General features: G+C 39.3%; 10 protein-coding genes, 17 tRNA genes and 1 rRNA gene. 26 read left to right on the top strand and 2 right to left on the bottom strand.

Annotated features, from left to right (window positions below; all coding sequences use genetic code 11):
• From rrf to B7725_RS00490, 19 genes are all read left to right on the top strand, one after another.
• Positions 1 to 94: ribosomal RNA gene (gene rrf, locus B7725_RS00400) — 5S ribosomal RNA — on the top strand; the annotation flags it as partial.
• A gap of 4 nt (positions 95 to 98) precedes the next feature.
• A tRNA-Val gene (locus B7725_RS00405) sits at positions 99 to 171 on the top strand.
• A gap of 4 nt (positions 172 to 175) precedes the next feature.
• A tRNA-Asp gene (locus B7725_RS00410) sits at positions 176 to 248 on the top strand.
• Between the two features lie 24 nt (positions 249 to 272).
• A tRNA-Lys gene (locus B7725_RS00415) sits at positions 273 to 345 on the top strand.
• A gap of 5 nt (positions 346 to 350) precedes the next feature.
• Positions 351 to 432 (top strand) — tRNA-Leu (locus B7725_RS00420).
• A 12-nt stretch (positions 433 to 444) separates the two neighbouring features.
• A tRNA-Thr gene (locus B7725_RS00425) sits at positions 445 to 517 on the top strand.
• Positions 518 to 544: 27 nt separating this feature from the next.
• Positions 545 to 616, top strand: a tRNA-Gly gene (locus B7725_RS00430).
• Between the two features lie 7 nt (positions 617 to 623).
• A tRNA-Leu gene (locus B7725_RS00435) sits at positions 624 to 709 on the top strand.
• Positions 710 to 720: 11 nt separating this feature from the next.
• Positions 721 to 794: transfer RNA gene (locus tag B7725_RS00440), tRNA-Arg, on the top strand.
• Between the two features lie 15 nt (positions 795 to 809).
• Positions 810 to 883: transfer RNA gene (locus B7725_RS00445), tRNA-Pro, on the top strand.
• 5 nt (positions 884 to 888) lie between these two features.
• Positions 889 to 962: transfer RNA gene (locus tag B7725_RS00450), tRNA-Met, on the top strand.
• Between the two features lie 13 nt (positions 963 to 975).
• A tRNA-Ile gene (locus tag B7725_RS00455) sits at positions 976 to 1049 on the top strand.
• Positions 1050 to 1060: 11 nt separating this feature from the next.
• A tRNA-Ser gene (locus B7725_RS00460) sits at positions 1061 to 1150 on the top strand.
• Positions 1151 to 1161: 11 nt separating this feature from the next.
• Positions 1162 to 1235: transfer RNA gene (locus B7725_RS00465), tRNA-Met, on the top strand.
• 3 nt (positions 1236 to 1238) lie between these two features.
• A tRNA-Phe gene (locus tag B7725_RS00470) sits at positions 1239 to 1311 on the top strand.
• A 16-nt stretch (positions 1312 to 1327) separates the two neighbouring features.
• A tRNA-Gly gene (locus B7725_RS00475) sits at positions 1328 to 1398 on the top strand.
• A gap of 33 nt (positions 1399 to 1431) precedes the next feature.
• Positions 1432 to 1505 (top strand) — tRNA-Ile (locus B7725_RS00480).
• A 6-nt stretch (positions 1506 to 1511) separates the two neighbouring features.
• Positions 1512 to 1599: transfer RNA gene (locus B7725_RS00485), tRNA-Ser, on the top strand.
• Positions 1600 to 1740: 141 nt separating this feature from the next.
• Positions 1741 to 2445 (top strand): hypothetical protein, encoded by a 705-nt coding sequence (locus B7725_RS00490; protein ID WP_084874119.1) that lies wholly within the window; start codon positions 1741 to 1743, stop codon positions 2443 to 2445.
• A 102-nt stretch (positions 2446 to 2547) separates the two neighbouring features.
• Here B7725_RS00490 and birA read toward each other — a convergent pair whose 3' ends face one another.
• Together birA and B7725_RS00500 are read right to left on the bottom strand one after the other, a co-directional pair.
• Positions 2548 to 3486 (bottom strand): bifunctional biotin--[acetyl-CoA-carboxylase] ligase/biotin operon repressor BirA, encoded by a 939-nt coding sequence (birA, locus tag B7725_RS00495; RefSeq protein ID WP_084874120.1) that lies wholly within the window; start codon positions 3484 to 3486, stop codon positions 2548 to 2550.
• A complete protein-coding gene (locus tag B7725_RS00500; protein WP_084874121.1) occupies positions 3483 to 4343 on the bottom strand; it encodes an AraC family transcriptional regulator in 861 nt (286 codons plus the stop codon). Before B7725_RS00500 ends, birA begins: the two co-directional genes overlap by 4 nt.
• A 107-nt stretch (positions 4344 to 4450) precedes the next feature.
• Between B7725_RS00500 and B7725_RS00505 the strand changes: the two genes are divergently transcribed.
• The 7 genes from B7725_RS00505 (at position 4451) to B7725_RS00535 (ending at position 13179) form a co-directional block, all read left to right on the top strand.
• Positions 4451 to 6613, top strand: a complete 2163-nt coding sequence (locus B7725_RS00505; RefSeq protein WP_084874164.1) for an alpha-galactosidase — start codon at positions 4451 to 4453, stop codon at positions 6611 to 6613.
• Positions 6614 to 6625: 12 nt separating this feature from the next.
• On the top strand, positions 6626 to 7876 hold the full coding sequence (locus tag B7725_RS00510) for an extracellular solute-binding protein (RefSeq protein WP_084874122.1): 1251 nt from the start codon (positions 6626 to 6628) through the stop codon (positions 7874 to 7876).
• Between the two features lie 18 nt (positions 7877 to 7894).
• Entirely contained in the window at positions 7895 to 8767 is an 873-nt protein-coding gene (locus B7725_RS00515) for a carbohydrate ABC transporter permease (RefSeq protein ID WP_084874123.1), read from the top strand.
• 16 nt (positions 8768 to 8783) lie between these two features.
• The gene (locus B7725_RS00520) at positions 8784 to 9617 is read left to right on the top strand and encodes a carbohydrate ABC transporter permease (RefSeq protein ID WP_084874124.1); all 834 of its coding nucleotides are present in this window, start codon (positions 8784 to 8786) and stop codon (positions 9615 to 9617) included.
• A 206-nt stretch (positions 9618 to 9823) separates the two neighbouring features.
• Positions 9824 to 11266, top strand: a complete 1443-nt coding sequence (gene gtfA / locus B7725_RS00525) for a sucrose phosphorylase (protein ID WP_084874125.1) — start codon at positions 9824 to 9826, stop codon at positions 11264 to 11266.
• A gap of 132 nt (positions 11267 to 11398) precedes the next feature.
• Positions 11399 to 12592: an O-antigen ligase family protein gene (locus B7725_RS00530; RefSeq protein ID WP_084874165.1), complete on the top strand. Its 1194-nt coding sequence runs from the start codon at positions 11399 to 11401 to the stop codon at positions 12590 to 12592.
• 143 nt (positions 12593 to 12735) lie between these two features.
• A complete protein-coding gene (locus tag B7725_RS00535) occupies positions 12736 to 13179 on the top strand; it encodes a MarR family winged helix-turn-helix transcriptional regulator (protein ID WP_084874126.1) in 444 nt (147 codons plus the stop codon).
• Positions 13180 to 13181 lie beyond the last annotated feature (2 nt).

Here is a 13181-nt window from a genome sequence, read left to right on the forward strand (position 1 = left end):
ATACACCTGTACCCATGCCGAACACAGCAGTTAAGCCCTAGAACGCCGGAAGTAGTTGGGGGTTGCCCCCTGTGAGATATGGAAGTCGCTTAGCTCGAGGGAGTTTAGCTCAGCTGGGAGAGCATCTGCCTTACAAGCAGAGGGTCAGCGGTTCGATCCCGTTAACTCCCATATAGGTCCCGTAGTGTAGCGGTTATCACGTCGCCCTGTCACGGCGAAGATCGCGGGTTCGATTCCCGTCGGGACCGTTTAAGATAACGGAAGTTATTTTAGACTCGTTAGCTCAGTTGGTAGAGCAATTGACTTTTAATCAATGGGTCACTGGTTCGAGCCCAGTACGGGTCATATTTGCGGGTTTGGCGGAATTGGCAGACGCACCAGATTTAGGATCTGGCGCTTAACGGCGTGGGGGTTCAAGTCCCTTAACCCGCATAATAGAAAGCAGCCGGCTTAGCTCAGTTGGTAGAGCATCTGATTTGTAATCAGAGGGTCGCGTGTTCAAGTCATGTAGCCGGCATTTTTTTATATAGGATAAGAGGTCGATGCGAACGTAGTTCAGTGGTAGAACACCACCTTGCCAAGGTGGGGGTCGCGGGTTCGAATCCCGTCGTTCGCTTAGAGAGGCCGGGGTGGCGGAACTGGCAGACGCACAGGACTTAAAATCCTGCGATTGGTAACGATCGTACCGGTTCGATTCCGGTCCTCGGCATATAATGATGAGCACCCTTAGCTCAACTGGATAGAGTACCTGACTACGAATCAGGCGGTTAGAGGTTCGACTCCTCTAGGGTGCATTTTTTTATTTAACGCGGGACGTAGCTCAGCTTGGTAGAGTACTTGGTTTGGGACCAAGGTGTCGCAGGTTCGAATCCTGTCTTCCCGATTCATGGCGGTGTAGCTCAGCTGGCTAGAGCGTCCGGTTCATACCCGGGAGGTCGGGGGTTCGATCCCCTTCGCCGCTATATTGATCTTGTTGGACCTTTAGCTCAGCTGGTTAGAGCTCTCGGCTCATAACCGAGTGGTCGTAGGTTCAAGTCCTACAAGGTCCATTGTAAATAATGGAGGATTACCCAAGTCCGGCTGAAGGGAACGGTCTTGAAAACCGTCAGGCGTGTAAAAGCGTGCGTGGGTTCGAATCCCACATCCTCCTTTTTATATTAACGCGGGATGGAGCAGCTCGGTAGCTCGTCGGGCTCATAACCCGAAGGTCGTAGGTTCAAATCCTGCTCCCGCAATTTGGCTCGGTAGCTCAGTTGGTAGAGCAATGGATTGAAGCTCCATGTGTCGGCGGTTCGATTCCGTCTCGCGCCATATTTTGTTTTATTAAGCGGGTGTAGTTTAGTGGTAAAACTACAGCCTTCCAAGCTGTTGTCGCGAGTTCGATTCTCGTCACCCGCTTTGAACGAAAGTTCATACCGAGTTTTTGAACTTGGGCGCGTAGCTCAGGTGGTTAGAGCGCACGCCTGATAAGCGTGAGGTCGGTGGTTCGAGTCCACTCGTGCCCATTAATAGGAGAATTACTCAAGAGGCTGAAGAGGACGGTTTGCTAAATCGTTAGGTCGGGTAACCGGCGCGGGGGTTCGAATCCCCCATTCTCCGTACTTAGAGAGCTAGTAAGCTCTTTTTTTGTGTGTATTTCTTTTAAAATAATAGTGAGTAAAAATTTTTAATATAGCAACAGCTTTGCTAGGTTTAGTGCTTTATTAGGAATAAAGATTTTGAGATATTAGGTGATTCTATATGAAAAATGGAATAAAATTTTGTAGTATTTTTTATAGATTTATACTATTTATATTTGTAGTGATTCTAACTGGGATTTCGATGATCTTAGATACAACAAAAGCTCAAATTCGCTTTTTAAATCTATCCTTGATTGTTGGGCAAGAGGAGTTGAGGATTGTTACAGTTGTAGTTTTGCTCCTTACTTTTCTTCTATCCTTCTTGCTTAAATGGAAATGTTCAATTCATAAAAAAGGGATTTATCTAAGAAAAATTGATTTATTTGTAGCTTGGGATGAGATTAGAGGTCTTAGCCATGTCTGGATAAATGAATATCATCATGGACCTCATGGTTTCCTGTTCTATAATCGTAAGACGCTGGTTATTTATAGAGAAAATTATCAACCGATTTGCCTTTATAATATTTCAATATTGGCCTTATATGTGGCTAAATGTTATCATCCAAAATTGAAAACCAATATAGTCTCAGCAACCTTGGCAAGTCTCTTTAATATGACTTTAAATGCATGGTTCTTGTACGAGATGTTTAGTAAAAATTTGGTGAATATAAAAGCTGAAGTCTTTATGTTTTGGCTGCTTTTGTATGCTATTAAAGTTTTTGCACTTCCATTGGTCATGCTTGGACAAGAAAATCACTGCTATGGGGTTTCTTTGGCACATAGCACGGCATATAAAAAGAATGCCTCAAAAGCTATCCATCTGTAAATTGTTGATAGGGAGCCGGCTATTTATATATCTGTTACTTTCTATATTCAAAAAGCACTATATGTTACTAGTTGAGGTTCTAGACACCATATAGTGCTGTTATTAAGTCCAGCTAGTGAGTGAGATTTCACCACTATTGAGCCAGATTTCTGTCTGGTCATCAAGCTGGATAAGGAGTTGTCCTTTGTCGGAGATGTCCTTGGCGACTCCTTTTTTTTCAGTCTGATCTTGGATAAAACTGACCTCTCTTCCTAGAACAAGAGAGTGTTCTTTATAAAGGTAGAGTAGTTCTTCGGGTGCTGTTTGGTAGAAACAACGCCAAATTTCTGAGATTAGTTCGTTTCGTGTGATAGGTGCAGGTGGCATAAATAGGCTACCTGCTTTTTCTTTTAGGTCTTCTGGGAAGTCTTCTATAGCAAAGTTTATTCCAAGTCCGATAATGACATCTGTAACCAAGCCTGTCTCAACTGATGTCATTGCTTCGGTGAGGATACCTGCTATTTTTTTATTTTTAAAGTAGATGTCATTTACCCATTTGATATCTACTTCTATCATAGTTAGGTTTTTAATGGCTTTGTAGACTGCAGCAGCTACAAGGAGAGTATAGGATGGGAGCTTTTCATAGGGAAGATTGGGTTGAATATGCAGGGACATATAGATTCCACCCTGAGATGGTGAATAGTAGGGACGCTGAAAGCGTCCACGACCTGCTGTTTGACAGGTTGAAAGATAGAGTGTATTTCCTTTGTTTCCAGCTTCAATTCCTTCTTTTGCATCTGTTTGGGTTGATTTGGTCTCAGGTTTGTAGTGAACGATTAAGTTGGTTTTCTCTTGAATCAAATCAGGCAATATCAGGTCGCCTTGAATAAGCTTGTATCCTCTATTTTTGATACTGTCAATTTCTAGGCCTTCTTGTTGAAGACGTTGGATCGCTTTCCATATGGATGTACGGCTTAAATTCAGTTCTTCTCCGATTTTTTCTCCGCTAACATAATCGTTTTCTCTAGCTAATATTTGGTAAACTAGTTGGTGTGATTTCATTGATTTTCCTTTCTAGCTAAGAGGGAGTAATTGTATTCCTTTCGAGTTTGACTAGGTGTTTTATGAAAAAACTGCTTGTAGGCTTTTGAGAAATGTAGTGGATCTGAAAAACCCACAGAATATGCAATGACTTTGATCGTTTCATTGGTGTGTTCTAGTAACTGTTGAGCGCGCTTCATTCGAACGAAAAGTAAATACTCTTTTGGAGAGAGTTGGTGAAACTCTTTAAACACACTAGTTAAGTAACTTCTATGAACCGATAGCTCTTTAGCTAAATCTTGAATGGTGAGCGATTGTGGATAGTGACTATCAATTAATTGTTTGCAGTCAAGATAGAGTTGGTGGGTTGATGAAATATTCTCTTTTTTCTGTTTGGAAGCAATAGTTCCTAGATGAAACATTAGTTCATGGAGTTGTCCCATGATGTGGAGTTGAGCCAATTCATTTGATTTTGTAATCTGAGCGAAGCGGACAATATCTGAGATGAGTTTTGCAGTTGTTTGTGTATGACAGTTATTTGACTGGATGAGGTAGGATTGGTCAGAAATTTGAGATAGAGCAAAGTAGTCAGGTGCCCTCCCTCCGGAGATCCCCAACCAGTAGTAAGCCCAAGGATCCTGGCTATCTGCTTGATAGAATGTTAATTCATCTGGTTTTAGTAAAAAGAAATCTCCTGTCTTTAAATCAACAATTTTCCCATTATAATGGAACTGACCTTTTCCTTTAGTAATGTAATGTAGTACATAGGTATCTCGAATAGCTGGGCCAAAAGAGTAGTTAGGCGTGCATTCTTCATAACCGTAGAAGCTAAGAGAAAGATCAATTGTTCCAGTCTGGTATTCTGAAAAAACGAGCATGGGCCACCTCCTACCTAACATTTTACCATACTTTAGAGACATTTTTCTATTTTAGAAAGCGCTTTTATTTGCTAAAATTTTATCAAGAAATGGATGAGGTACAATTTATGGGAATTCGGATAGAGAATAATCTATTTTACGTTGAGAGTAAAGGTTTAAGTTTGATTATTGAAAATAGGGATGGGTACTTATTATTAAAACATTTAGGAAAGACTATTAAGAACTATAGAGGTTCTAATAGTGTTTATGAACGCGATCATGCTTTTTCAGGTAATCCAACAGCTACTAATCGCACCTTTAGTTTGGATACGCAACGTCAAATTTTTGGACAACATGGTTTAGGTGATTTCAGAAGACCAACCTTACAGGTTCAGCATGATGCAACTGAAGTAACAGACTTTCGATTTGTAGAAGCAAAGATTTTAAAAGGTCAGAATGGTCCACAGGGCTTACCTTCTCCTCACAGCATGGATGATACAGAAACTCTTGCCTTGATTTTAGAAGATCCTCAAGCTAAACTTAGTCTGACTTTGTATTATACTGCTTTTGATAATGATGCGACAATTGCTAGCTACAGTAAATTAGAGAATAATAGTAATCAGGAAGTTGTCATCCATAAAGATTTTTCTTTTATGGCTGATGTTCCAGCTGCGGATTACGAAATCGTAACTTTGCAGGGAGCTTATGCTCGTGAAAAGACTATCAGACGTCAACAGGTAGAACAAGGAATCTTTTCGATTAGTTCGAACCGTGGAGCTTCTGGTCATGCTCAAACACCAGCTCTTCTAATATGTGATCAAGGAGTCACAGAGGATGCTGGGAATGTGTTTGCTCTGCAACTACTGTATAGTGGAAACTTCGAAGCTTTTGTCCAAAAAAATCAACTGAATGAAGTTCGGGTGGCTATTGGCATTAATCCAGAAAACTTTTCTTGGAAGTTAGATCCTGAGGAAAATTTTGAAACACCGGTAGCTTTAGTGACCTATTCAGATCAAGGATTAACTGGTATTAGTCATGAAAGTCAGAATTTTGTACTTAAGCACATTATACCAAGTCAGTTTTCTAAAAAAGAACGTCCAATTCTAATCAATAACTGGGAAGCAACTTACTTTGACTTTCAGAGAGAAAAACTGTTAGAGTTGGCAGATGAGGCTAAGAAAGTTGGAGTTGAACTTTTTGTATTAGATGATGGGTGGTTTGGTAATCGCTTTGATGATAATCGTGCTTTAGGTGATTGGGTTGTTAATGAGAAAAAATTGGGTGGAAGTCTAGAAAGTCTGATTTCAGCTATCCATGAAAGAGGTTTGCAGTTTGGGCTTTGGTTAGAACCTGAGATGATTTCCGTTGATAGCGACTTGTATCGCAAACATCCTGACTGGGCTATTCAGGTTCCAGGGTATGAGCATACTTACTCTCGGAATCAATTAGTACTTAATCTTGCCAATCCACAGGTAGTAGAATATCTGAAAAATGTCTTAGATGAACTCCTCTCTCATCATAAGATTAACTACATCAAATGGGATATGAACCGCAATATCACTAATCTAGGGAATGGTTCAGCTTATCTGGAAACCCAGATGCAGTCTCATCAGTATATGTTGGGGCTTTACGAATTCGTTTCTTATCTGACAGAGAAACACAGTCATATTCTCTTTGAGTCCTGCTCTGGTGGTGGTGGACGAAATGATCTTGGTATGATGCGTTATTTCCCACAAGTCTGGGCTAGTGATAATACTGATGCTATTGCACGTTTACCAATTCAATATGGCTCATCCTATCTCTATCCAACCATTTCTATGGGGGCTCATGTGTCAGCTGTACCGAATCATCAGATGGGACGAATGACACCATTGGAAACTCGTGGTCATGTAGCAATGATGGGAAATCTTGGGTATGAGCTTGATTTGACAAGTTTATCAGATGATGAGAAAGCTGAGATTGCTAATCAGGTGAACTTGTATAAAGAATTGCGGCCAGTAGTCCAGTTGGGAAACCAGTATAGGTTAATCAATCCCGATGCTGAATCCAATGAAGCAGCTGTGCAATTTAACTATGGAAATCAGACGATTGTAACCTATGTCCGAGTCTTATCAGTTGTGGAAACAATGGAAACAACTTTAAAGTTAAAAGATTTGGATGAAGAGGGATGGTATGAATTACAGGAAAATGGTGTAGTTTACTCAGGTGCAGAACTCATGTATGCGGGTATTACTATGGAGCTTCCGCAGGGAGATTATCTCAGCAGGCAGTTACATTTCATTAGAAGATAAGGAGATAAAATCATGAGATGGTATAAAAAGATGAGCTTAATTGCTACTACAGGACTCTGCCTTTTGGGACTGTCAGCTTGTAGTAGTCAAGAGGAGTCAACTGATGGCAAGGTAACGATTGAGTTTTTTAACCAGAAAACCGAGATGGCGGATACCTTGCAAAGGATAGTGGATGATTTTGAGAAGGAACACCCTACTATTGATGTAAAACTGACGACTGTTCCCGCAGCTGGAATTGTTCTAAAGACTCGGATTTTATCAGGAGATGTTCCAGATATTATTAATATCTATCCTCAAAATATGGATTTTCAGGAGTGGGCAAAAGCAGGTTATTTTGCAGATATGACAGGGAAATCTTATCTTGAGAACATCAAGAACGACTATGCTGAAAAGTATGCAATCAATAACAAGGTTTATAGTGTGCCTTTAACTGCCAACCTTTATGGAATCTATTACAATAAAACGAAGTTTAAAGAATTAGGACTTGAGGAACCGAAGACTTTTAAAGAGTTTCAAGAGATTGTTAAAAAAATAAAAGATAGTGGGAATTCTCCATTTGCAGTTGCAGGCAATGAGGGCTGGACATTAAATGGTTACCACCAACTTTCTCTCATTACTATTACAGGTAGTGGAGATGCGGCTAATAATTACCTTCGCTTTTCAAAACCAAACGCCATCTCTGCAGATGATGCTATTTTAAAAGCAGATGCAGAACGACTCGATTTATTAGCAGATAATGCTCAAGATGGTTGGCGTGGTGCCTCTTATAATGATGCGGTGGTAGCATTTTCGAGTGAAACAGCCTTAATGATGCCACAAGGATCGTGGGCCCTAGCAGCCATCAATCAACAGGATCCAAAATTTGAGGTGGGGATGTTTGCTTTCCCAGGAGAAGAAGTAGGAAAAGAAGTCACTGTTGGTGCAGGGGATATGGCATTATCAACTTCAGCTACTACTAAACATCCTAAAGAAATCGAAGAATTTATCAGCTATATGACTAGTCCAAAAGCTATACAGTCATACTATGATGTAGATGGATCACCAGTTGCTGTAAAAGGCATACAGGAAAAAGAAGACTCAGCGCTTGCAGATATTTCTAAACTGGCATTTACGGATAAACATTATGTTTGGTTGGGCCAACACTGGAATTCTGAAGAAGACTTTTTTAATCTAAGCGCAGGTTATCTGATGGATAAAAATCTGAAAAATATGGCAAACAATCTCAATGCTTTCTTTAATCCAATGAAGGCAGATTTGGACTAGAATAGGAGTTAAGATGATATGGCTATTCGAAAATTTTTAAATAAATACTGGGGTTGGACATTTTTGCTTATCCCGCTTGCTTTACAAGCGATCTTCTTTTACTTTCCAATGGTACAAGGTGCTTTCTATAGTTTGACTAACTGGACTGGATTGACCTATAATTACAAATTTGTTGGTTTGAATAACTACAAATTGCTGATGATTGATGGAAAATTCTTCACAGCCATAGCCTTTACTTTGATTTTAACTCTGGCATTGATTATTGGAGAGATCACGATTGGGATGATTGTGGCACGAGCCTTAAATTCTAAGATGAAGGGACAGACCTTCTTTAGAGCTTGGTTCTTTTTCCCAGCTGTTTTATCTGGTTTGACAGTTTCTTTGATTTTTAAACAATTCTTCAACTATGGTCTTCCAACGATTGGAAGAATTTTAGGGATTGGTTTTTTACAAGAGAGTCTATTAGGAACACCTGTCGGAGCGGTAGTAGCAACTATTTTTGTTCTTCTATGGCAAGGAGTAGCAATGCCAATTATTCTCTTTCTTGCTGGTCTTCAGAGTATTCCAAATGATATTTTAGAGGCGGCATCAATTGATGGTGCAACAAGTAAACAAACTTTTTGGAAGATTGAATTGCCCTATTTATTGCCAACGATTTCTATGGTTTTTATTCTGGCTCTTAAGTCCGGTTTGACAGCCTTTGACCAGATTTTTGCGTTGACGAGTGGTGGTCCAAATAATGCTACAACGTCTCTTGGACTTTTAGTCTACAACTATGCTTTCAAGAGTAATCAATATGGATATGCGAATGCAATTGCCTTGATTTTATTCTTAATTATTGGAATTGTTTCTCTGATCCAAATTAAACTATCAAAGAAATTTGAAATCTAATAGAGGAGTCCTACACATGAAAAAAGAAGAAAAATTGAATCAGTTTTGGAAATACGTCCTCTTGATAGTCGGTGGTATTCTTATACTTGTTCCTTTGTTGGTAACAGTATTTAGTTCTTTCAAGACAACTAAGGATATCATGAATCATTTCTTTAGTTTGCCCAATCCTTTTACCTTAAGTAATTATGAACGATTGATTTCGGATGGAATTGGAGGCTATTTCTGGAATTCAGCAGTTATTACGGTGTTATCATTGATTGTAGTGGCTTTCTTTATACCAGCTGCAGCTTATTCCATTGCTCGAAATATGTCCAAGAAAAAAGCCTTTGCAATTATGTATTCGCTCTTGATCTTAGGGATATTTGTTCCATTTCAGGTGATTATGATTCCCATCACAGTTATGATGAGTAAACTCGGTCTAGCAAATATGTGGGGGCTAGTAATACTCTACCTAACTTATGCTATTCCACAGACCCTCTTCTTGTATGTTGGTTATATAAAAATCAGTGTACCAGATAGTTTGGATGAAGCTGCGGAAATTGATGGGGCTGACCGTTTTACAACTTATCGTCGAATCATTTTTCCAATGTTGAAGCCTATGCATGCGACAACTTTGATTATCAATGCTCTCTGGTTCTGGAATGACTTTATGTTGCCACTGTTGATTCTGAATAAGGATTCCAAGCTGTGGACTTTGCCTCTCTTCCAGTACAACTACCAAGGTCAGTATTTTAATGACTATGGGCCAAGTTTTGCATCCTATATTGTAGGAATTGTAACGATAACCATTGTCTACCTCATCTTCCAAAAACATATCATTTCAGGAATGAGTAACGGGGCAGTGAAGTAAGAAAGAGCTTAGGAAATCTATAATTTCAGATACAGAGGAACAGTTCAGCTTGTTGACAACTCTATGTAGAAAACAAGGAAGTAGTACTTAGTTGCTTGCAGTCTATAGTAGTATGAGCTCGAAGTGAACAAAAATTTGAAAATATCTTTCATTTACGAAGCCAGGTCATATGAGACTTGGCTTTCATCAGAAAAAGGAGACCATCTATGACCATTCAAAATAAAACTATGTTGATTACTTACTCAGATAGTCTTGGAAATAACCTTAAAGACCTGTATGAGAATTTGGAAGAGCATTTTGGTGATGCTATTGGAGGAGTTCACCTTCTACCATTTTTCCCATCAACAGGTGATCGTGGATTTGCACCGGTTGACTATGATGAAGTGGATTCAGCGTTTGGTGACTGGGAGGATGTTAAGCGTTTAGGTGAGAAATATTATCTTATGTTTGACTTTATGATTAATCATATTTCTCGCCAATCTAAATATTATAAGGACTATCAAGAAAAACATGAAGCTAGTGAATTCAAAGATCTCTTTCTAAACTGGGACAAGTTTTGGCCGGAAAATCGTCCGACACAAGCAGATGTGGATTTAATTTACAAACGTAAGGATCGTGCACCAAAGCAAGAGATTCTTTTTGCAGATGGTTCAGTAGAACATTTGTGGAATACTTTTGGTGAGGAGCAGATTGATCTTGATGTGACCAAAGAAGTAACGATGGCATTCATCCGTAAGACGATTCAACATCTAGCAAGTAACGGGTGTGATTTGATTCGTCTAGATGCCTTTGCTTATGCAGTGAAGAAATTGGATAGCAATGATTTCTTTGTGGAACCAGATATTTGGGATTTATTGGACAAAGTTCGAGATATAGCAGCTGAGTATGGGACAGAGCTCTTACCTGAGATTCATGAACACTATTCGATTCAGTTTAAAATAGCGGATCACGATTATTACGTTTATGATTTTGCCCTTCCAATGGTGACCCTTTATACTCTTTACAGTTCCAGAACAGAGCGCTTGGCTAAGTGGTTAAAGATGAGCCCGATGAAGCAATTTACGACACTAGATACCCATGATGGGATTGGAGTGGTAGATGTCAAAGATATCCTGACTGATGATGAAATTGACTATGCTTCAAATGAGCTCTATAAGGTTGGAGCGAATGTCAAACGTAAGTACTCCAGTGCAGAGTATAACAATCTAGATATCTACCAAATCAATTCAACCTACTATTCTGCGCTTGGAGATGATGATGTCAAGTACTTCCTCGCTCGTTTGATTCAAGCTTTTGCTCCAGGCATTCCTCAGGTTTACTATGTGGGTCTATTAGCAGGAAAAAATGACTTGAAATTATTAGAAGAAACCAAAGAAGGTCGAAATATTAATCGCCATTACTATAGCAACGAGGAAATAGCAAAGGAAGTTCAACGTCCTGTGGTGAAGTCTCTTCTCAATCTATTTTCTTTCCGTAATCAATCGGAGGCCTTTGACCTAGAAGGGACTATTGAGATAGAAACACCGACAGCTCACAGCATTGTGATTAAACGTCAAAATAAAGACAAGTTTGTAACAGCAGTAGCAGAAATTGATCTGCAAAGTCAGACCTATCAAGTAGTAGAAAACGGCAGAAAAATTCAGTTCTAGTGCTATATTAATGAAAGAGTTTTTTTGTGGCGAAAACGTGTTCATTGTTCCCAAATGACGGAAAAAATGGTAGAATATAAAGATAGTTTAGCATTTATCTTCTGGAGAAATCCAGAACAGAAAGGATTCGTTTTGAAATCAATTGGATTACTGGATAAGATAAGAGGGCTTTCGAAAAAAGATTTCTTTTTGTATTTGATAATCATAAGTATCTTTTTACCTTTTTATTTGTTCTTAGTGCTCTTTGCTTTATATTTGATAGGTTTACTTGTTACTGGGGAGATGAAGGGAATTATCAAAGGATTAATCAAACATCCTGTACTTCTCTTTTTTATTGCCTATAGTAGTATCATCTCTATCGTCGCCAAGAACTGGCTTGGATTGGTTGCATCTTTACTGATGTTTCTCTTCCTCATTTTCTTTAGCTTCTACCAGAAACGTCTGACGCATGCTTTCTTTCGACTGATTCTGCAGACAATCTTGTTTGGTAGTGTGCTCTCTGCGGCTTTTGCTACCTTGGAGCATTTTCAAATTGTAAAGAAATTTAACTACGCCTTTCTTTCGCCCAATATGCAAGTATGGCACCAAAACCGTGCAGAGGTGACCTTCTTCAATCCTAACTACTATGGGATTATCTGTTGCTTCTGTATCATGATAGCTTTTTATCTCTTTACAACGACGAAGTTAAGATGGTTAAAAATCTTTTGTGTGCTAGCAGGTTTTGTGAATTTCTTTGGATTGAACTTTACTCAAAATCGAACTGCCTTTCCTGCTATTATCGCTGGAGCCATTATTTATCTCTTTACGACCATTAAAAACTGGCGCGCCTTCTGGCTCAGTATTGGTGTTTTCGGGATTGGACTTTGTTTCCTCTTCTCAAGCGATTTGGGAGTCCGTATGGGAACACTAGATTCTTCAATGGAGGAGCGTGTTTCAATTTGGAATGCGGGTATGACTTTGTTTAAACAAAATCCGATCTGGGGTGAGGGACCACTGACCTATATGAATTCCTATCCGAGAATTCATGCACCTTACCACGAACACGCGCATAGTCTTTACATTGATACTATCTTAAGTTATGGTTTGATTGGAACAATTCTCCTATCCATTTCATCGGTTATCCCGGTTCACATGATGATGGATATGAGTCAGGAGTCTGGCAAACGACCAATTATCGGTCTTTATCTCTCCTTCCTGACAGTTGTTGCTGTACATGGAATTTTTGACTTGGCTCTCTTCTGGATTCAGTCAGGATTCATCTTCTTGCTGGTTATGTGCAGTCTACCACTGGAACATCGAACCTTGGTTTCCGAAATGACAGATTAAGTTAATAAATAGTGAAGATCTTCTACTTTAGGTAGGAGGTCTTTTTTGTTGGTGGAAATTATTTCTAAATCGAAATAGTTGACAGATGGAACGATAGGTGTTACAATAAAAACAATTCGATATAGAAACAAATTGGAGAGGTCATGAAAGATAGTCATTTGGTAGCCCATCATATTCGTTTGTTAAATGGGCGGATTTTTCAAAAGTTACTGAGTCAGGATCCGGAGGCTCTTTATCGGAGTGAACAGGGCAAGATTCTCACTGTTTTATGGAATAGTGAGACAGGTTGCGCTACAGCCACAGATATTGCGCTTGCGACTGGTCTTGCTAACAATACGCTAACAACCATGATTAAGAAGCTTGAGGAGCAAAACCTGGTCATCATTAGCCCATGTGGAATAGATAAGAGAAAGAAATATGTCAAGTTGACAGAGCAAGGTTTGTCCCAGAAAGAAGTGGGCCGTCGTGTTAGTCAAAAATTGGATGCAATTTTTTATAAAGGATTCACTGAGGAAGAAGTTCGTCAATTTGAAGTTTTTCAAGAAAGAATTTTGGCTAATCTGAAAGAGAAAGTAAATGAGGCATAAAT

The organism is Streptococcus oralis subsp. tigurinus, assembly GCF_002096275.1.
Lineage (GTDB): Bacteria > Bacillota > Bacilli > Lactobacillales > Streptococcaceae > Streptococcus > Streptococcus oralis_CN.